19 protein-coding genes and 3 pseudogenes are annotated in these 18,509 nt (G+C 44.9%); 13 read left to right on the top strand and 9 right to left on the bottom strand.

The window, feature by feature from the left end; translation table 11 throughout:
* Nucleotides 1-44: 44 nt before the first annotated feature.
* From ACTNC6_RS00110 to ACTNC6_RS00085, 6 genes are all read right to left on the bottom strand, one after another.
* On the bottom strand, nt 45-1,424 hold the full coding sequence (locus ACTNC6_RS00110; RefSeq protein WP_433844807.1) for a peptidoglycan binding domain-containing protein: 1,380 nt from the start codon (nt 1,422-1,424) through the stop codon (nt 45-47).
* Nucleotides 1,425-1,506: 82 nt separating this feature from the next.
* Nucleotides 1,507-2,793, bottom strand: coding sequence for an aminotransferase (locus tag ACTNC6_RS00105; RefSeq protein ID WP_441033565.1), 1,287 nt, complete (start codon nt 2,791-2,793; stop codon nt 1,507-1,509).
* Nucleotides 2,794-2,938: 145 nt separating this feature from the next.
* Entirely contained in the window at nt 2,939-3,091 is a 153-nt protein-coding gene (locus ACTNC6_RS00100; RefSeq protein WP_441033562.1) for a Nif11-like leader peptide family natural product precursor, read from the bottom strand.
* Nucleotides 3,092-3,663: 572 nt separating this feature from the next.
* A complete protein-coding gene (locus ACTNC6_RS00095) occupies nt 3,664-3,786 on the bottom strand; it encodes a hypothetical protein (RefSeq protein ID WP_441033559.1) in 123 nt (40 codons plus the stop codon).
* Between the two features lie 151 nt (nt 3,787-3,937).
* Complete coding sequence (locus ACTNC6_RS00090) at nt 3,938-7,657, bottom strand: InlB B-repeat-containing protein (RefSeq protein ID WP_441042917.1); 3,720 nt, start codon at nt 7,655-7,657, stop codon at nt 3,938-3,940.
* Nucleotides 7,658-8,047: 390 nt separating this feature from the next.
* Nucleotides 8,048-8,197, bottom strand: coding sequence for a hypothetical protein (locus tag ACTNC6_RS00085; protein WP_441042916.1), 150 nt, complete (start codon nt 8,195-8,197; stop codon nt 8,048-8,050).
* 530 nt (nt 8,198-8,727) lie between these two features.
* Between ACTNC6_RS00085 and ACTNC6_RS00080 the strand changes: the two genes are divergently transcribed.
* Genes ACTNC6_RS00080 through ACTNC6_RS00065 form a run of 4 tightly spaced genes read left to right on the top strand, consistent with a single transcriptional unit; the run spans nt 8,728 to nt 11,833 of the window.
* The gene (locus tag ACTNC6_RS00080; RefSeq protein WP_441042915.1) at nt 8,728-9,474 is read left to right on the top strand and encodes an SDR family NAD(P)-dependent oxidoreductase; all 747 of its coding nucleotides are present in this window, start codon (nt 8,728-8,730) and stop codon (nt 9,472-9,474) included.
* Nucleotides 9,475-9,498: 24 nt separating this feature from the next.
* Nucleotides 9,499-9,804: a thioredoxin gene (gene trxA, locus ACTNC6_RS00075; protein WP_118718022.1), complete on the top strand. Its 306-nt coding sequence runs from the start codon at nt 9,499-9,501 to the stop codon at nt 9,802-9,804.
* A gap of 12 nt (nt 9,805-9,816) precedes the next feature.
* Nucleotides 9,817-10,137, top strand: a complete 321-nt coding sequence (locus ACTNC6_RS00070; RefSeq protein ID WP_154433133.1) for a rhodanese-like domain-containing protein — start codon at nt 9,817-9,819, stop codon at nt 10,135-10,137.
* A 1-nt stretch (nt 10,138) separates the two neighbouring features.
* On the top strand, nt 10,139-11,833 hold the full coding sequence (locus ACTNC6_RS00065) for an FAD-dependent oxidoreductase (protein WP_441043081.1): 1,695 nt from the start codon (nt 10,139-10,141) through the stop codon (nt 11,831-11,833).
* A 48-nt stretch (nt 11,834-11,881) separates the two neighbouring features.
* Here ACTNC6_RS00065 and ACTNC6_RS00060 read toward each other — a convergent pair whose 3' ends face one another.
* On the bottom strand, nt 11,882-12,541 hold the full coding sequence (locus ACTNC6_RS00060; protein WP_441033547.1) for a Crp/Fnr family transcriptional regulator: 660 nt from the start codon (nt 12,539-12,541) through the stop codon (nt 11,882-11,884).
* A gap of 135 nt (nt 12,542-12,676) precedes the next feature.
* Between ACTNC6_RS00060 and ACTNC6_RS00055 the strand changes: the two genes are divergently transcribed.
* From ACTNC6_RS00055 to ACTNC6_RS00015, 9 genes and pseudogenes are all read left to right on the top strand, one after another.
* Nucleotides 12,677-13,447, top strand: a complete 771-nt coding sequence (locus tag ACTNC6_RS00055) for a NifB/NifX family molybdenum-iron cluster-binding protein (RefSeq protein WP_235254956.1) — start codon at nt 12,677-12,679, stop codon at nt 13,445-13,447.
* A gap of 70 nt (nt 13,448-13,517) precedes the next feature.
* Entirely contained in the window at nt 13,518-14,147 is a 630-nt protein-coding gene (locus ACTNC6_RS00050; RefSeq protein WP_235249357.1) for a rubredoxin-like domain-containing protein, read from the top strand.
* A 2-nt stretch (nt 14,148-14,149) separates the two neighbouring features.
* Nucleotides 14,150-14,719 (top strand): annotated as a pseudogene (locus ACTNC6_RS00045) (4Fe-4S binding protein); the annotation flags it as partial.
* A gap of 18 nt (nt 14,720-14,737) precedes the next feature.
* On the top strand, nt 14,738-15,298 hold the full coding sequence (gene rbr, locus ACTNC6_RS00040) for a rubrerythrin (RefSeq protein ID WP_441033857.1): 561 nt from the start codon (nt 14,738-14,740) through the stop codon (nt 15,296-15,298).
* Nucleotides 15,299-15,321: 23 nt separating this feature from the next.
* Nucleotides 15,322-15,408: pseudogene (locus ACTNC6_RS00035) on the top strand (ferritin); the annotation flags it as partial.
* Nucleotides 15,409-15,496: 88 nt separating this feature from the next.
* Nucleotides 15,497-15,787 carry a hypothetical protein gene (locus ACTNC6_RS00030; RefSeq protein ID WP_441042914.1) on the top strand — a complete coding sequence of 97 codons (291 nt, stop codon included), beginning with the start codon at nt 15,497-15,499 and terminating at the stop codon, nt 15,785-15,787.
* 228 nt (nt 15,788-16,015) lie between these two features.
* The gene (locus tag ACTNC6_RS00025) at nt 16,016-16,714 is read left to right on the top strand and encodes an NAD(P)/FAD-dependent oxidoreductase (protein ID WP_441042913.1); all 699 of its coding nucleotides are present in this window, start codon (nt 16,016-16,018) and stop codon (nt 16,712-16,714) included.
* A gap of 1 nt (nt 16,715) precedes the next feature.
* On the top strand, nt 16,716-16,931 hold the full coding sequence (locus tag ACTNC6_RS00020) for a hypothetical protein (RefSeq protein ID WP_441042912.1): 216 nt from the start codon (nt 16,716-16,718) through the stop codon (nt 16,929-16,931).
* Nucleotides 16,916-17,569, top strand: a complete 654-nt coding sequence (locus tag ACTNC6_RS00015) for a cytochrome c biogenesis CcdA family protein (RefSeq protein WP_441042911.1) — start codon at nt 16,916-16,918, stop codon at nt 17,567-17,569. The genes ACTNC6_RS00020 and ACTNC6_RS00015 overlap by 16 nt, the downstream gene beginning before the upstream one ends.
* 28 nt (nt 17,570-17,597) lie before the next feature.
* On the opposite strand, the gene ACTNC6_RS00010 is transcribed toward ACTNC6_RS00015, so the two are convergent.
* On the bottom strand, nt 17,598-18,062 hold the full coding sequence (locus ACTNC6_RS00010) for a hypothetical protein (RefSeq protein ID WP_441033531.1): 465 nt from the start codon (nt 18,060-18,062) through the stop codon (nt 17,598-17,600).
* A pseudogene (locus ACTNC6_RS00005) lies at nt 18,059-18,421 on the bottom strand (DUF3990 domain-containing protein); the annotation flags it as partial. The gene ACTNC6_RS00010 and the pseudogene ACTNC6_RS00005, both read right to left, overlap by 4 nt.
* Nucleotides 18,422-18,509: the final 88 nt, after the last annotated feature.

Genomic DNA, 18,509 nt, shown 5'->3' with positions numbered 1-18,509 from the left:
ATAACACATGCCGTTATTATAATACGATTGTTACAAAATAACAACTATCCATAAATGATAACCGGAGTATTTTTCTCCACTGCACTGTAAATGATCTGAACCTGATCGGCCGGTGCGCAGATACAGCCATGAGTTCCCTCAAAATCATAAATCTGTCCACCGAATTCTGTTCTCCAAGGGGCATCATTGATTCCCAGGCCTCCGCCAAAAGGAATCCAGTAATTTACAGATCCAGGATAATCCTCTCCCGGTACTGTATATCCGGATATTTTCTCTCCTGTGGAATAGCAGCCCACAGGGGTAGAACAGTTGGGAACATTGGGATTTCCGGTAAGAATCTGCGCATCTGCTGTAGGAACTCCGTCTTTGTAATATACCATCCTCTGGGCAGTAAGACTGATTTCTATATAGGTATATCCGATATCATTGGTTTTACGGCTTAATCCCTCATGGGCATACTCCGGCTCTCTTACCTGGGTTTTGCCTTCTTTGATCAGCCCTGTCAATGCCTTTACCTCTGCTTCCTGATCGATCTGCCATCCATAATTACCGCCCTCTACTGTGATTTCCTGCCCGTCATAGGTATGAAAGATTCTGCTATTTCCAACAGTATCGTACTTTTCGCTCAGACCCTTCACATAAGCAGTCACCTGTTTTTTGTCCAGAGTATAATTACCTTTTTTGTCTTTCTTCAGCCAGTTTTTAATCGTCTCTCTGTCTACAGTCTCTGTGCGGTCATCAAAATCATAGGTGATCACCACATCTGTCAGCTTATTGATCTGCTCACAGTTTTTCACCAACATTTCATCATTCTGATAAACAGACGGTTTCTTATAGCAGCCGCCTTCTTCCAGATTTACAGCCACTTTTCCGGTAAGCATAGCATCCAGGATTACCTGGCAGGTCTTTTCCGGATCCAGGGCTGCTCCCTCTACCTCTGGAATAATTACAAATTTATCATCTTTCTCTGCAATATATGCATCCGAAGGCTCCGTACTGTTCTCAGGCTGCATACATTTCAGAGCGGCAACTGCCGTTTCTTCCTTCTGTTCATCATACTGGATTGAAGATGGGATCTCATAGTCCTGATGCTGATTAAAAGCCAGGAACCAGCGGAAACGCTGCTGTTCCTTTACCAGCTGGTTTACACTGCCGTCAGACTTGTAGGAAAGCCCTGCATCCTGGGCACTGATACTCTCCTGCCCGTTATTTCTGGTTTCCACAGCCAACACATAAGCGCCGATCCGTTCATCCAGAAGCTTCTCTGATTCCTCTACTGTCATATAGGAACAGTTAAATCCATTTACCATAGACCCAGGCAGGAAATGACTGGTAAAATAATAAACCCCATATCCATAAGCGCCTGCTGTGAGCAAAAACAGGAGGATGATCAGGCTGATCAGAATTTTTTTCCGGGTACTCATTTTTCTCCCCTTTCCAACCACAACCGCCCGGCACACAAAAATATGCCGGGCAGTTTATCGTTATCGTAGTTTTTTATTCAGTTCAGGCATTCTCCAGAAGCTTTTCCACACTTGTAAGTTTTACACAGAGTACAAATACTTCTGCTGCTTTTCCAAGCTCTTCCGGAGTCGGGAAGCTTGGTGCAATACGAATATTGGAATCTTTTGGATCCTTGCCATATGGATAAGTTGCACCTGCTCCTGTAAGGACAACTCCTGCTTCCTTTGCTTTGGCAACAATAGCCTTTGCACATCCCTCCATGGAGTCAAAGGAGATGAAATATCCACCGTGAGGCTTTGTCCACTCACCGATTCCCAGTCCTCCAAGTTCTCTGTCCAGAGTATCCAGAACCATTTCAAATTTCGGACGGAGAATATCTGCATGTTTTCTCATGTGCGCATGAAGTCCCTCCAGATTCTTGAAGAATCTTACGTGACGAAGCTGGTTTAATTTGTCATGTCCGATGGTCTGAATCTGCATATACTTGCGGAAATCCTCCAGGTTTGCCTTAGATGCTGCTACAGCTGCAATTCCGGATCCCGGGAAGCTTACCTTGGATGTAGAAGTAAATTTATATACCAGATCAGGGTTTCCGGCTTTTGCACATGCTTCCAGGATTTCTACCAGGAAGTCCTGCTTGTCATCATAGAGATGATGGATGCTGTACGCGTTATCCCAGTAAATACGGAAGTCCAAAGCTGCAGGTTTCAGATGAGCAAAGCGGTCTACTGTCTCTGCAGAGTAGGTGTAGCCCTGTGGATTGGAATATTTCGGCACACACCAGATTCCCTTGATGGCAGGATCTTCGCTGACAAGCTTTTCTACCATATCCATATCAGGTCCCTGTGGAGTCATTGGTACATTGATCATCTCAATTCCGAAGAATTCTGTGATTTTGAAATGACGGTCATAACCTGGCACAGGACAGAGGAATTTTACCTTGTCCAGTTTGCACCATGGAGTATTCCCCATTACTCCCTGTGTCATAGAACGGGCAATACTGTCAAACATTACGTTTAAGCTGGAGTTTCCGTAAATAATAATATGCTCCGGGTCTACCTCAGACATTTCTCCAAGAAGGCGCTTTGCTTCCGGGATTCCATCGATAACACCATAGTTACGGCAGTCTACACCTGTTTCACATTTCAGATTTGAATCGCTGTTTAATACGCTCATCATTTCCATGGAAAGATCCAGCTGAGCTGCAGATGGTTTTCCACGGGACATATCCAGGGTCAGCCCCTGTGCTTTGATGTCTGCGAATTCTTTTTCCAACTGAGCTTTCAGAGTGAGAAGTTCTTCTTTGGTCATGTCGCTGTATTTCTTCATAATATCCTCCTTGACGTCCTCATGTGCAATCCGTGAGGGATGTGATCTGTACTTATTCCTTCATTTTAAATCTTTTACATTTTAGTATGGTAAAGTTAAGATTGTCAAGTGTTTTCATGAATTGTTTACAGCTTCCACGCATCCTTTACCGCATCATCGATCCCATAAAGCTCACTGTGAACCCAGCAGACTGCATAATCTCATACACTTCTTCCAATGTCTCTGCCTTTGTAAGCTTTTCCTGAACTTCCGGCATTTCCTTCACCTTTAAAATAGCCTGTTTTAAGTTTTCATTCATGTTTTTTTCCTCCATTTTCTTATTTATTTGAAAGGATATCTCCTTACAATATGTTTTTTCTGCACGATTGTACAGGTATAAAAACCTTAGATTTTTTGCCTTTCAACCAATTCAGAAAAGAAACCTCCTGCTTTACTCAAAGACTGGTAGGTACCATCTTCAATAATGCGCCCTTTATCCAAAACGATAATCCGATCACATTCTTTGATTGTGGACAATCGATGTGCAATCACAATTCTTGTACTTTTTAAGTTTTTCAAAGAATCAGAAATTCTAAATACCAGCACAAACTATTACCCATGTATACTTATTGTTATATAGATTCATATGAAGCAGATGCATTAACTGATGGTCCCTCTGATTTTGAAAAAATTCAATTAGATTTTCCTCAACTAAGAGAATATCTTGATAAGCTCTTTGAGGATAAAGCTGCCATTCCAGCGCGTCAGTATAACTTTTACATTATAATCAGGACCAAAATATGTTGTCTCCAACAGGACCTTGTCAATACAATAAAAAGCTTCTCATTTACTTCATTTTCCGGGAAATCATGCCAATTTACGGATAAATCTTTAAAAGTCGGAATAAAACACTCTATGTTTTATCCTCATATCTGAGAATATCCATAGACCCCACGGATAACCATTAGCATCCAACATTTTTTCCAGATCAAATCTTATTTCAAGTTCTTCCATTTATACTTCCGCCTTTATTCAGAAAAAACCGATGGTATGACCTGAACAGTCAATACCATCGGTTTTACTTTTCATTCAATGAAATTTAATAATACACAGCATCCCTGTACAGGAATCATACCGGTTTCTCTTACACTCTCAGAGAAAAAGATCATTTTACCACGACCTTCTTTACACCGGACCAGGGACTGAAGACCTTCTTACCGTCTTCACTGGTACGGTTCCAGGAGTGGAGACCTGCATAATAGGTTCCGGGAGTTACATTTCTAAAGGTAACTGTCACCGTATTTCCATTCTTTACTTTCTTTACAAGTGTTCCGTAATTTACAGGACGCTTCTCCTCATTTACTTTTTTGTATTCTTTTCCAAGTACGATATCATATCCTTCTGCATCACTGCATACTGTATATGTCACTGTCACAGTCTGTTTCGATACTTTTACATTTTTAATCTTCGGTGTCTCCGGAGTTACTGCATCCACCTGAAACTCTTTCAATTCTGACCACGGCCCGAAGACTTTCTTTCCATCAGCTCCCCGTATCCATGCGTGGCAGGCAGCATAATAAGTACCTTTTTCCACATACTGCATCAGAGTCTCGGTACCCAGTTTATTTTTGCTGATTTTATAATACTCTCTGGTCTTGAGCATATCCGCAGACGTTCCGATGACATAATCATAACCGATAGCTCCCGCAGCTTCCCCTGTAAGTAAGATCGTTATCTTATTTCCGACTGCGTTTACAGAATCGATCCATGTCTTCGCCGGACTGAGGTATGTTCCCGCATGATCCTGTACAGAACCGTCTGTATTATGAATCGTGCCGTCCGGCTTATAAACGGTTCCGTCCGGTGCTGTCACCACATTGTCTTTATCTATTACCGGTCTGTTTCCTTCTTCGTCCGGCTCAATTCTGATACCGTCCGGAAGAACGATGGTTCCGTCAGGCAGGATTACTGTACCATCCGGTGTCTCAAAACTTCCATCCGGTTTTGCCTTTGTTCCATCCGGATACTCCTGTGGAACTATCTTTAAGAAAGATGCAGAAATGGTATGATTGCTTCTGACATCTTCAAAAGTATAGGAAGACTGAGCTCCCACACTCTTTCCATCTACCAGTACATCCGCGATCTCATAACCGCTGTCAGGAGTGATAGTGAAGGTCTTATCCAACCACTCCCGGATGCTACAGCTTCCTGACGGAGTGATCGTTCCGCCTGTACCTGCAGAAGCGGTAATCGTATAATAACTGTAAACAGGCACTAAATACCATCTTGCATACAGAGTAGTATCATTCTGAACTGTACTATTATCAAAATCCCATTTGCTGTTTTCAGTAAAATTGCTGTCACTGTACCATCCAGCAAAGGTATAACCATTTTTCGTAAGAACAGTGCCACCTGTCAGCGGGTCTAAAACTTTTCCGTCCTTTACGACAACCTGTGGCGAAAGGCCTTCCCCATTATCTGTGATAAAATTAACAGAATAAAACTGCAGCGGAGAACTTGTCTTTTCTGCACTGTCCGCATAGTTGCCTGCTCCTTTTGCCTTAACCTTAACTGCATAACTTCCTTCTTCTGTAATATCAAAGGTATGCTCTGATTCATCTACAGTTGCATCCTTAACATTACCTGACACAGTATTATACAACTGCACGGAATATCCACTTGCGTTATTTACACTTTTCCATGTAACAGTCGCTTTACCGGGTGTACTGCTGCTCCATGTAAGAATCTCTGGTGAAACAAGCTTTGCTTTTACTTCTATTACAATATTTCCGGTTATTAATATTTTGGGGATTTTCAATTCTGCAGAATTATCGGTATTATTATAAGTATACGAATATCCATTCTCATTTGAAGCTTCAACTTTTTCAATTAGATTCCCGGCAATTGTAACAAAAATATCATCGGGTAAAACATACCCTGGCTTAGCACTCAAAGTTGCTGAATACCCATTCTTATTATCATCATGTTCCTCTGCAAAATAAATGTTTTCACTACCTGTTTTCTTTACAGAATATTTTAACGTAACCCCGCTTTCAACTGCGTTACCTGTAATCGAACCACCCCCACGAAAATCAATAGTACCATTACCGCTAATGGTTCCGTTATTTTCGATGGTTCCTTTATTTTCGATGGTTCCATTATTTGTGATGGTTCCATTATTTTCGATGGTTCCATAATATGTTAGCGTATCATTTGAAGGAGTAGTGCTATTCCCTATAATAAGGCTCTGCTCTGGAGATACCTTAATTCCACCTGTTTGACATATAATAACAGCCCTACCTGTGACAGCAGTCAAATTGCTAATATCAGCAACGCCTGATTTGAAACTATTTGCTATTACAATACCGCCATTAATTACTATACTATCTGCATTAGTCCCTTGTGGAGGATTATATGTATTTCCGGCTCCGATTCCAGCTCCTCCGCCTCCTTGATTAGAAGTATAACAACCAGCATTTGCCGTAACTGTTCCTCCTGTAATACTAATGTCTCCTCCGGCTCCATAATCACCGCCTCCGATTCCGGCTCCATAAGCACCACCTGTCGCAGTTACTGTTCCTCCTTTAATATTAATGGTTCCTCCGGCTCCACTCTTACCGCCTCCGATTCCGGCTCCTTGAACACCGCCTGTCGCAGTTACTTCTCCTCCTGTAATATTAATTTCTCCCACGGCTCCACTGGAACCGCCTCCAATTCCAGCTCCACAGTTATCGCCTGTCGCAGTTACTGTTCCTCCTTTAATATTAATGATTCCTCCGGCTCCACTCTTACCGCCTCCGATTCCAGCTCCTCCTATATAGACAGAAGAACCAAGGCTTATCGCAATTACTGTTCCTCCTGTAATATTAATGATTCCTCCGGCTCCACTGGAACCGCCTCCGATTCCGGCTCCATAAGCACCGCCTGTCGCAGTTACTGTTCCTCCTGTAATGTTAATGGTTCCTCCTGGTTTATTTTCACCGCCTCCGATTCCGGCTCCTTGAGCACCGCCTGTCGCTTGAAGGCTGCCATTTTCTCCACCGGTAATATTCAATGTTCCTTCCACCTGTAATCCAGCACATGATATACCTGATTGTAATACATTTTTACCTTTCAGTGTCAGATTAACAATAGCTCCAGTCTCAATCAGAAATGCACTAGTCCAACTAGAGGACTGCTGAATATTTACATTATCAAGTATAATATTAACAGTATTATCACCCTTTACCACAATATGATCTACGGTCGTTGTACCGGATATCGTAATCTTCTCTTTTCCCGTATCATTAATTGTCAGAGTATGGGTAGCCTCATCATACACATAGAAATCTGTACCCCCATTACTCTGAGTTACCGTAAGACCATTACTCTCCCCAGCACCAGCAGCACTAACCATCCCATTAAAATAATCAAACAGTTCGTCAAAAGCATCCATTCCTGTGAGCTGAGATTTTTCTTCCTCTGTCAGAGTCTCATAAGTCTCATATGCATTCTGGAGTTTTTCATATACTTTCTCCTGCTCTTCAAAGCTCATTTCACTGACTTCTTCTGATGATGGCAGGGCATCTATCAGGTTCTGTACACTTTGTACGGTGATCTCCTCTTCCCCGTCCTGTAATGCTCCTTCATTATCTGCCGTGCCATTGTCTGTAAACAATGTCTCCGCACTTTCCACCGAAGCATCATTATCGGAAAATGTTACTTCCGGATCCTCCTCCGGAGTAACTCCGTTTCCTGTCTCCGGTGATGTAAATTCTGCCGCACTTACTGTAAGTCCGCCATTCGTAATTTTACTGGATAATGCCCCTCCGTCCAGCGGCAGCACGCCTGCCACCACAGCAATTGCAGTAGTAAGGGCTAATATTTTCCTGAATTTTCTTCTCATATAGTTTGCCTCCTTATCCTGTTTTTCTGCGTATTTCCATACAGTAATATGCATCACTTTGTACCTGTATCCATTGTAAAATTTCCGGTAAGTATTGTCAACAAAAACAGATTCACATTTCTTATTCTTTGGACATCCCGTCCAGCCATAAAGCAGGAATCTACAAAAAAGACAGTTCCGCACAAAAATAAGACGAGTATAAAGTATGTACGGTTATTTGCTCCTTTGTATTCTTCTGCCTAAATATCCTTGCAGATTTCAGATTATCCCTGGATGTCTGTATACGGTAGAGTACCAGATCTTTTTTCGTACCTGTTTCCTATTTATGCTGCATCATACAGGATCACTCCCATGATACCAGCTGACAGTTTTTAGTTCCTTTATCTGTTGTTATAGTATGGCATCTCCAAAAATCGTCTTCTCTGTTACCTTTTTAATGACCTGATCTACAAAAGTCCTGTAATCCATGATATTTCTCCTCTCAATCTTTTTTATTCCTGGGCGTTTGCGAAACGCCACAACACCGCATAAATACGGCATTTTTTGTTACCTAAAAACAAATAACTCCTCACTGGACATGGTATAATAGAGTTGACTAAAAACTATAAACCTACATCCAAGAAAGGAGTTATTCTGATACTTATGATACCATATAAACAGCTTTCTTTGGCAGATATTTTTTCAGATTGCCATGAAAAATTTGAAAATGACAAACCTGCTTTTCTTTCTCTATTAGAAACACATATCGATAAGGGATATCAACCACATCAAAGACAATCTCTGTCTTGCAGGACGCCGAACCCAAAATGAGAAGACTCTGCATACTGATCTGATTCTTGCCGGTATCACCCAACTTATTACTGTTGTTCTCCGGTCAAATCCTCCAGCTTGGTGATAAAGTTCGTGAGTATCTCCTTGGTATCATTTTTAATCGGAGCGTGACTTTGACTTTTTATTTATGCACGGGCATGATTTTTCTATCATTCCTTCTTGGAAAAATGTGATTTTATCACGGAGAGCACCTCCGAAACAGGTTATACTACAAATACAAAACACAAGGAGGTATTCTTATGAGACTGAAAGATAAAGTTGCAATCATCACCGGAGGCAGCCGTGGCATTGGCTACGCCACCGCAGACAAATTTTTGAAGGAAGGTGCTACGGTAATCCTGACCGCAAGCTCACAAGGTTCTGCTGACAAAGCGGTTGCGCAGCTGAAAGGAAAGTACCCTGATGCAACAGTTGCGGGAATCAGTCCCAATCTGTCCAGCTTAGAGTCTGTCCGCACTGCGTTCCGGGAGGCTGCCTCAAAATACGGTTGCATTGATATTCTGGTGAACAATGCCGGTGTATCCGAAAGCACTCCCTTTACCGAATATACGGAGGAAACCTTTGATAAGGTTATGGATCTGAATGTAAAAGGCGTGTTCAATGCCACAAGAGCCGCCAGTGAGTGCATGATTGCAAAAGGTCAAGGTGTTATTCTCTCCACCTCCTCAATGGTCAGCATTTACGGCCAGCCCAGTGGCTTTGCTTATCCCGCATCCAAATTCGCTGTCAATGGCCTGACGGTTTCCCTGGCCCGGGAATTGGGTCCGAAGGGGATTCGAGTGAATGCGGTCGCTCCCGGTATTACCTTGACCGATATGATGAAAGCTGTTCCCAAGGAAGTAATTGATCCGCTCATCAAGCAGATCCCTCTGCGCCGCCTGGGTCAGCCGGAGGATATTGCCAATGCATTTGTGTTCCTGGCATCTGACGAAGCATCCTATATCACAGGTGTTGTGCTCAGTGTAGACGGAATGGCAAGAACATAAAAAAGGAAACAGGAGGACTTAAATATGTCTGCTATCAGTGTTAATAAAAACAATTTCAATCAAGAGGTTTTGAACTCGGACAAGCCCGTCCTGATGGATTTCTGGGCTCCCTGGTGTGGTCCTTGCCGCATGGTAGTTCCTCTGGTAGAGGAGATTGCCAAGGAGCGCTCCGATATCAAGGTTGTTAAAATTAATGTGGATGAGGAACAGGAACTGGCTATGCAGTTCGGTGTGATGAGCATACCCACTCTGGTGGTTATGAAGAACGGAAAGATTGTCAATCAAGTCACCGGTGCCAGACCTAAGGCTCAGATTCTCGCCATGCTGTAAGGAGGTGCAAAGATGAGATTCTTCGATTTCCTGAAAGGCCCTGACATCAATCAGGGTGTCAAAGAATATAGCACTACGGATGGCGCAGTCCTGCTGGATGTTCGCACCCCCGACGAATACCGGCAGGGGCATATCCCCGGCAGTAAAAATGTTCCTTTGCAGTCCATTGACAAAGTGGCTGGCATGATTGACAATAAAGCTACCCCCATCTTTGTACACTGTCTCAGTGGTGCAAGAAGCCGCCAGGCAGCTGCTGTTTTGCAGCAGCTGGGTTATACCAACGTGAAAAACATAGGCGGAATTTCCGCTTATGCAGGAAAGGTGGAACGATAATATGAAAGTTGTCATTGTAGGCGGTGTGGCAGGCGGTGCTACCGCTGCCGCCCGTATTCGCAGACTGAATGAGCAGGCAGAAATCGTAGTTTTTGAGCGCTCGGGGTATATCTCCTATGCCAACTGTGGTCTGCCATACTATATCGGTGATGTGATTACCGATCGGTCGGATCTGACCCTCCAGACCCCGGAAAGCTTCTTCTCCCGGTTCCGTGTGAACATGAAGGTGCGCCATGAGGTCACAGCGATTCATCCTGAAGAAAAAACCGTTTCCGTGAAAAATCTGGAAACCGGTGAGGAGTTTGAGGAGAGCTATGACAAGCTGATTCTCTCTCCCGGAGCCAAGCCTACCCAGCCCCGGCTTCCCGGTGTAGGTCTTGATAAGCTGTTTACCCTGCGCACTGTTGAAGATACCTTCTGCATCAAGGATTACATCAATGCAAACCATCCCAAATCCGCTGTACTGGCAGGTGGTGGCTTCATTGGATTGGAGCTGGCAGAAAACCTGCGAGAGCTGGGGATGGATGTCACCATTGTCCAGCGTCCAAAACAGCTTATGAATCCCTTTGATGCCGATATGGCTTCTTTCATCCATAATGAAATGCGCAAGCACGGTGTAAAGCTGGCACTTGGTCATACCGTAGAAGGGTTTGAGGAAAGGGACGGCGGCGTGGATGTGCTGCTGAAAGACGAACAGCCTCTCCATGCGGATATGGTAATCCTGGCCATTGGTGTTTCTCCCGAAACCACCCTTGCAAAGGATGCCGGGTTGGAACTGGGCATTAAAGGAAGTATTGTGGTCAATGACCGAATGGAAACCTCCATTTCCGACATCTATGCCGTGGGCGATGCGGTGCAGGTGAAGCACTTCGTCACCGGGCAGGATGCTCTGATTTCTTTGGCTGGCCCTGCCAATAAACAGGGACGAATCGCTGCGGACAACATCTGTGGCGGAGACAGCCATTATACCGGCTCCCAAGGCAGCAGTGTCATCAAGATCTTCGGCATGACTGCCGCTACTACCGGCGTAAATGAGACCAACGCCAGAAAAACAGGGCTGGATGTTGATACGGTTATCCTGTCGCCCATGAGCCATGCAGGTTACTACCCCGGCGGGAAAGTCATGACAATGAAGGTGGTCTTTGAAAAGGCGACTTATCGCCTGCTGGGTGCGCAGATCGTAGGCTATGAAGGTGTGGATAAGCGCATTGATGTGCTGGCCACCGCTATCCGGGCAGGAATGAAAGCCACGGAACTGAAGGATCTGGATCTGGCCTACGCACCGCCTTATTCCTCTGCGAAAGACCCGGTAAATATGGCTGGCTTTATGGTTGAGAATATCGCAAACGGTGTTCTGAAACAATGGCATCTGGAAGATGCAGATCGTCTTCCTCGTGACGGAAGCGTAACTCTGTTGGACACCCGCACTGTGGAAGAATTCGCACACGGACACATTGACGGCTTCTTTAACATCCCGGTGGACGAGCTGCGGGAGCGGCTGGGTGAGCTGGACAAGCGTAAGCCTGTCTACGTCATCTGTCAGAGCGGTCTGCGCAGCTACATTGCCTGTCGTATCCTGGCCGGAAACGGCTTTGACTGCTATAACTTCTCCGGCGGCTTCCGGTTCTATGATGCTGTGACCAATGATCGCTGTCTCATTGAATCGGCTACGGCCTGCGGAATGGATCGAGCATAAAATCAGGACATCTGCTTGCAACTAATAGCAAGCAGATGTCCTTTTTGCTTAATCATTTTGCAATTGTTCCAGTCTGATTTTGTCTGTAACCTCCACTGTTCCACGAGTCAGCCTGACCATACCCTCGTTCTGGAAATAGCGAAGCATTCGGGTAACTACCTCACGGGCGGTGCCCATGTGGCCCGCAATGGTTTCATGGGTAATCTTGAGGATGTTTGTTTCCTCTAAGCTGCATTCCTCCAGCAGAAATTCTGCCAGCCTTTTATCAAAGCTTTTCCACATGATCTGCTCCATGAGCCAAATAACCTCAGAAAAACGGGTAGCCATAATTTCGTTGGTAAAATTAGCTACCACAGCAGACTCTTTCATAATGCGCTGATAAGTGTCAGCAGAAATAACCCACATCGTGGTATCCTTCTGCGCCTCAATGGTGATCTCAAACTGAATGCTGTTCATCATACAGGAGGCGGAAAACAGGCAAATATCACGATCAAACAAACGATAGAGGCTAATCTCCCGTCCTTCATCGGAAAGAATATAGGCACGAAGCTGTCCGCTTCTTACCAGCAGAAGACCGGTACACTCCACAGTTCCGTTGTGAATCACAGTCCCTTTGTCCACTTTTCGTAAAACTGCATTTCGCTCCAAAATCTGCTGCTGGGTCGGTGTCAGTTTGTTCCAAATTGGAAAATAAGATGAAAAATCCATGGGTACACCTCCTTGAATACACATAGTATAAAATAAATTATGGCATATGTCAATAATTCCGTTGACATATAGGAAAAGGAGATGTACAATGGTCGTATAAATGGCATATGCCGCAAATAATATGGAGGTGAATCTATGCCAAGACCGAGAAAATGCAGAAAAGTTTGTTGTTTGCCGGATAATGATGGTTTTGTTCCGGTTCGTGGCGGCGAGGAACTGACTCCCATTGTCCTGAATGTGGATGAGTATGAATCCATTCGCCTGATTGACCGTGAAGGTTTTTCTCAGGAGCAATGCGGAGAATATATGCGTATTGCCAGAACAACGGTTCAGCAGATTTATGCAGCTGCCCGCAAAAAACTGGCCGATGCGCTGGTTGAGGGACTTCCTCTGCGAATCGAGGGAGGGGATTTTACACTCTGCAGCGGAAACAGCGCAGCCTACGGGTGCAAAAATTGCTATCAGCAAAAAATCCATCCGATGCACGAAAAACCGAAAGGAGATAATATTATGAGAATTGCAGTCACTTATGAAAACGGAGAAATCTTTCAGCACTTCGGTCACACCGAACAGTTTAAAATCTACGATGTGGAAGATGGAAAAATCATTTCGTCTGAGGTTGTGGATGCTGGCGGCAGCGGACATGGTGCACTGGCAGGCGTCCTGAGTGCACTGAAGGTGGATGCCCTGATCTGCGGCGGTATTGGCGGCGGTGCCCAGATGGCACTGAGCGATGTGGGTATCCGGCTTTATGGTGGTGTTTCCGGCAACGCTGATGCAGCAGCAGAAGCACTGGCAGCAGGCGAGCTGGACTTCAACCCCAATGTCCGGTGTGATCATCACGACCACCATGGGGAAGGTCACTCTTGCGGTTCCCACGGCTGCGGCCATCACTCCTGCGACTGAAATAGGTGATTAAGTCACGGAATATGTGTCGTGATTTGATAAAATATAGATAAAGGAGGCGGTAAAACCTATGAAACAATATGTTTGCGGCATTTGTGGATATATTCACGATGAAGCTGTCGGTGGCAAGTGGGAAGACCTACCTGCCGATTGGAAGTGTCCTGTCTGTAAAGCAGGCAAAGACGCTTTCAAACCCAAAGAAGAAAAAACAGCGTCCCAGGAGGTCCTTGAAAAGCCCCATGTGGACAAGGAACTCTCTCCCATGGAAATGAGCATCATCTGCTCCAATCTGGCCCGTGGCTGCGAAAAGCAGTATCTGCCCCAGCAGGCAGATGATTTCAGAAAACTGGCAGAGTTCTTCAGAAGCAAGGCTGCGCCCGTCGAGGAGGCCAGCACAGCCAAGCTGCTGGAACTCATTGACAAGGATTTGTCTGTAGGGTATCCCTATGGCAATGCTATAGCCGGTGAAAAGCCTGATCGGGGTGGTCTGCGCTGTCAGGTGTGGAGTGAAAAGGTTACCCGAATGCTCCAATCTCTGCTGACTCGATATGAATCTGAGGGAGACAAGATGTTGGAAAACACCGGTGTCTGGGTTTGCACGGTCTGTGGTTTTGTCTATGTTGGTGACATAGCTCCGGAGCTATGTCCAGTGTGTAAGGTTCCCAGTTGGAAATTTGAAAAAATGGAAGGGAGGGCATAACTATGGCTGAAAAATATGCAGTAAGAAATCTTCGCTTGTGTACCAAGGATTGCCTTTGCCTCTATGTCTGCCCAACCGGAGCGACTGATACAGAGAACAGCATCATTGATCCTGAAAAGTGTATCGGCTGCGGTGCCTGTGCCGAAGCCTGTCCATCCTCTGCAATCTCTATGGTTCCAAAAGAACTGCCGCCGCAGCAGCCGAAAGAAGAAAAAGTTGTCGAAGCACTTCGTGGCTTAGTTCAAAGCAAAGCCAATGCAGAGAACATTGCTTCGCAGCTTCCTGATGTCTTGAGCGTCGCTGTGGAAAAATCCTCTCGCCTGATGGCTGAGGATCTGTGCAGAGAAGCCGGCTTTATGCTGCCTCAGAGCAGCAACACCAGATCGTTTCTGGAAAGTATTAAAACGTATCCCGGCATTCCTGTGGATGCTGTGGAATCTCTATTAAAAAACATTCAATTCAATGAAAAAATGGAGGAAAAGAAAATGGAAAAATGGAAATGCACAGTCTGCGGTTACATTCACGAAGGCCCTATGACACCTGATTTTAAGTGCCCTGTCTGCAAGCAGCCTGCCAACAAGTTTGTGAAGATTGAGGATGCTGCGGCTCCTGCAAAGAATCCCTATGCAGGCACCAAAACCGAGAAAAATCTGTGGGAAGCCTTTGCTGGTGAATCTCAGGCACGCAACAAATATACTTACTTTGCTTCAGTAGCCAAGAAAGCCGGTTACGAGCAGATTTCTGCTCTGTTCCTGCATACCGCACAGAACGAGATGGAGCACGCCAAGTTGTGGTTCAAAGCTCTGGGCGAGCTGGGCGATACTGCCGAGAACCTGCTCCATGCTGCTGAAGGTGAGAACGCCGAGTGGACGGATATGTATGACCGCATGGCTCGTGAAGCTGATGAGGAGGGATTCCATGATCTGGCTGAACAGTTCCGTGGCGTAGCTGCCATTGAGAAGATGCACGAGGAGCGCTACCGCAAGCTTTTGAGCAACGTGGAGACCATGCAGGTGTTTGAGAAGAGCGGCGTTACCATCTGGGAGTGCCGTAACTGCGGACATATCGTAGTAGGAACCAAGGCTCCTGAGATCTGCCCTGTCTGCAAGCATCCTCAGGCATTCTTCGAAGTGCGCGCGGAAAATTACTAAATAATTTGATTTCCAAAATTGAACTCTTTGACTCCGATCCCAAGAGCTTGTATATGCTCAATCAGGAATTGGCAGCACGAATTTACTCTGCTCCTTCTTTGGTTCTTTAATCACTATAGCCTATAGATGATGGAAGTATAAAAGGCAGTATGCCGCCTGTCGGTTTCCCGGCAGGCGGTTTTTTACAGGAGGATGCCTATGATTCAAGATAATGCCAGCTTTACCTTTTTACATCGCATAGAGGAAGTAGAACTGAACATTGAGGATGGACGCTGGCAATCTGCTTTGGCATTGGCGCTGACTTTGCCTGATATTTGTGGCGGAATTGCTTTCCCAGAAATTGTAAAGCGTTATCGGGATGGGCGTGCTGTTCTGGACAGAAACCAGAGACCAACTCGTGATGTAGGAAATCAATATATTCGTTGGTTTGATACATACGCAGCACCTTTCTTTAAAGTCTCTGCGCAGGATATCTCGCCCTATATCTGAGGAGAACGATGCTGGCAGCTTCGCTGTGAATACCTACACCAGAACAAAGGTTTTGCAAATACTGAGGACAATTCTTCGATTCGTTTTCACCTGGGCGTGAATTGCGGAACCTCAGTTTATCAACTGGATAGAATTGGTTCTGACAATAGTCTTACGGACATCCGTATCGATATTGAACAGTTTTGCCGAAGAATGTGCCAAGCGGCCAGAGGAACGGAGCGGTTTGGTGTGGAAACCAAGCTGACTGAGGTGCTGTCTCTGGAACTGTCAGGTTCTGTAAAGAAAGCTGTGACCAGCGAAGGCGCTATGTACGCAAAATCCATCGTATTGGCTACAGGAGCCGGTCCCAGAGAGCTGGGTGTTGATGGGGAACAGGCGTTAATCGGTAAAGGTGTCCATTACTGTGCAGCCTGTGACGGAATGTTCTATCGGAACAAAACGGTTGTCATCGCAGGAGGTGGCAATACCGCTGCGGCGGATGCGCTGATTCTCTCCCGTATCTGCAAAAAAGTCATCGTCGTCCACCGCAGAGGCACCCTAAAAGCAACAAAGATCTACCATGAGCCTTTGATGAAAACAGAAAATGTAGAATTTCTCTGGGACAGTGAGATTATAGCTCTGCTCCATAACGAAAAGCTGACCGGTATCCAGATTAGGAACGTGAAAACTGGAGAAGAAAGTACCCTTGCTTGCGATGGTGTATTTGTAAGCGTGGGAAGAAAGCCTTCCACCGAATTGATGAAAGATCAGATTGAGATTGATCCGGCTGGATACATTATTGCAGATGAGAGTACCCGCACCAACATCCCCGGTGTGTTCGCCGTTGGGGATGTCCGCACAAAGGCATTACGGCAGGTCGTAACTGCTGTAGCCGATGGGGCAACTGCTGTTCACTATGCAGAGGAATATTTAGCAGGAGGAATGTGAGATGAAAGAAAAAATTGAAAAATGGCTGAAGCCAGTTCTTTTTACCGCAGGCGGCGCATTAGTTGGCCTTGCATATTACTACTTTGTGGGATGCCCCACTGGAGCTTGTCCGCTGACTTCTAACCCGTTCATCACGATGACCTATATGGGCTTTATCGGCTGGCTGTTGTCCGGTATTTTCGGAAAGGGGTGCAGCGGTTCATGCAATACGCAGTAGCTTTCCTGGAGGGCATTATCACCTTCATATCACCCTGCCTGCTTCCCATGCTGCCCATCTATATCTCCTATTTTGCAGGTGGTGGAGAACGCAGCACAAAAAAGACCTTGTTGGGAGTATTGGGATTTGTTAGTGGGTTTACTGTAATCTTTGTGGCAATGGGCACTTTGGCAGGCACCATTGGCAGCTTTCTGCGAGAATACAAAGGTGCAGTGAATTTAATTTCCGGATTGATAGTAATTCTTTTTGGCCTCAATTTTCTGGGCATTTTCAAAATGAATTTGTTCAGAGGCGGCAGTAAAACATTAAACAGTCGTGAGATGGGGTTCTTCCCCGCTATGCTCTTTGGCATAATATTTTCCTTGGGCTGGACACCTTGTGTGGGCGCATTCCTCGGTTCTGCCTTGATGCTGGCCTCTCAGCAGGGTCATGTAATTAAAGGTATGCTGATGCTGCTTTGCTATTCGTTGGGACTTGGCATTCCTTTTCTTCTCAGTGCTATTCTGATCGACTATTTGAAGTCAGCCTTCAACTGGATTAAAAAACACTACCGGATCATCAATACTGTCAGCGGCTGTTTCCTGATATTGGTGGGTATCCTGATGGCAGCAGGAACGCTGGGACATAGCACCATATGAACAGGGTTAAATTATGGCAGATCAAAGCTTACAGCATTTCATTTTCCCTGTAACTCTCATAAATATATGAAGGATTTTCATAGTACACACTGCTGTTGTAATCATCAATTTTCTGGCTGATAAAAGAATTATATACTTTTATCAAAGCATCAATGATGCTGAGTTTTTCCCCCTGCGCCACCTGTTTAATCAGTCTTTTATATACCTTTCCTATGTCCCAATGGGATGGGATTGCATACCTGCACTCTCCGACATTATCAAACGTCCCATTTATGATTTCTGCATCCTCTATGAAGTCATCACTTACTCTGTCAATATTATCACAGTGGTAAACATCCGCCAGATCATATATTTTCTGCAGTCTTTTTTTACCCAGCTTATTAACAACGTCTGTTCGGGTATTTTTTGTTTTTCTGGCAATATAATCAATCAAACTGCAGGTAAAAAACAGGTCGTTATCCTTTTGATTTTCTCTTCCAATCTGATTTGTCATTCTTTCACCTCTTCATATCCTCTATAGGTCAGGCTCTTTAAGGCCTGACTTGTACAAAACGCAATCTGATGTGTAGGATATTTAAACTTCGCCAATACCCAAAACTGCTCCCTTGTAATTACTCCATCCATATAATCTGCAATATAATTATAAATCTGATCATCTGCCATTGCTCCTATCACAATGTCATAATCGTGACTTTCTCCACTCCTGCAGGCAATAATAAAATCAAGCCACTCATCCGTCATTTCCCGGAATTCTTTTATATTTAACTTCAGATCAAGTTTGACTTCATAAACAGAAACAATCTTTGTATTATACCGTTTCGACCATCTTTGTGCCTGTTCTTTTATTATTGTGAACTTCCAGTTTTTTTCCGCCTAAATCGAGTGTCGCTATATCTGCAACTCAAAACAATTCTATTTTTCTGTCTTTTCTCCATCTGAT

Source organism: Blautia sp. HCP3S3_C4 (assembly GCF_052064095.1).
Classification (GTDB): domain Bacteria; phylum Bacillota; class Clostridia; order Lachnospirales; family Lachnospiraceae; genus Blautia_A.
The sequence above is the reverse complement of the archived record's forward strand: the minus strand, read 5'-3'. Positions and strand labels throughout refer to the sequence as shown.